General features: G+C 39.3%; 1 protein-coding gene and 1 pseudogene. Both read right to left on the bottom strand.

The genetic code is table 11. The annotated features are described in order from the left end of the window. Positions 1-309 (bottom strand): phage baseplate protein (locus ABN217_RS20030; protein WP_349459973.1); only part of this gene is annotated, 309 nt, incomplete at its 3' end. 1 nt (position 310) lies between these two features. Beyond that, positions 311-560, bottom strand: a pseudogene (locus ABN217_RS20025) (hypothetical protein); the annotation flags it as partial.

The raw sequence follows: 560 nt of genomic DNA, 5'->3' as shown, positions 1-560 counted from the left end.
TTCATCATGATTAAAACCCGTTAATAACATGGGTTGATAGGTTTTTACTCGGGTTTGAATACCAACCAGTTTGTGTTCGTCAAAAGCTTGTTGCATCGATGAGAAGATGTTTTTCATCTCTCCCGTTAATAGCAAATCTATACCAATCTCAACGGGGTTAATGATCACATGATCACTGCGAGTTTCACCACTTTCAACTTGAAATTGCGTCGCCTTATGTTCATCTCTCACATTGACTTGAATCGGACTCACACTATCAAACAGTGTAGAAAACGACTCTAAATCAAAGATTTTGACTTCTGTAAGCACTTTAACCTCCCAAGCCACTAGAATGTTGTTGATTAACATTAGCTATTTCATCTTGTAGCGCATTGCTAAGTCCACTTGCGACACCTTGTGCATCGGTTGCTTGAGTTTCAATCTTGATTTCCCCAATGCTTACGTTACTTTCATTCTTCACATTGGATTGATTACTAATAGCTTGGCTTGTAATCGGGTTCATCGCATTGTTGGCTATCGCATCTAACTGTGCATTGGCTTGAGCAATAGAGTATCTAACC

Source organism: Proteus sp. fly-1067, from assembly GCF_040139345.1.
GTDB classification, from domain to species: domain Bacteria; phylum Pseudomonadota; class Gammaproteobacteria; order Enterobacterales; family Enterobacteriaceae; genus Proteus; species Proteus vulgaris_B.
Note: the sequence above shows the minus strand (reverse complement) of the source record. Positions and strands in the feature narration are given on the sequence as shown.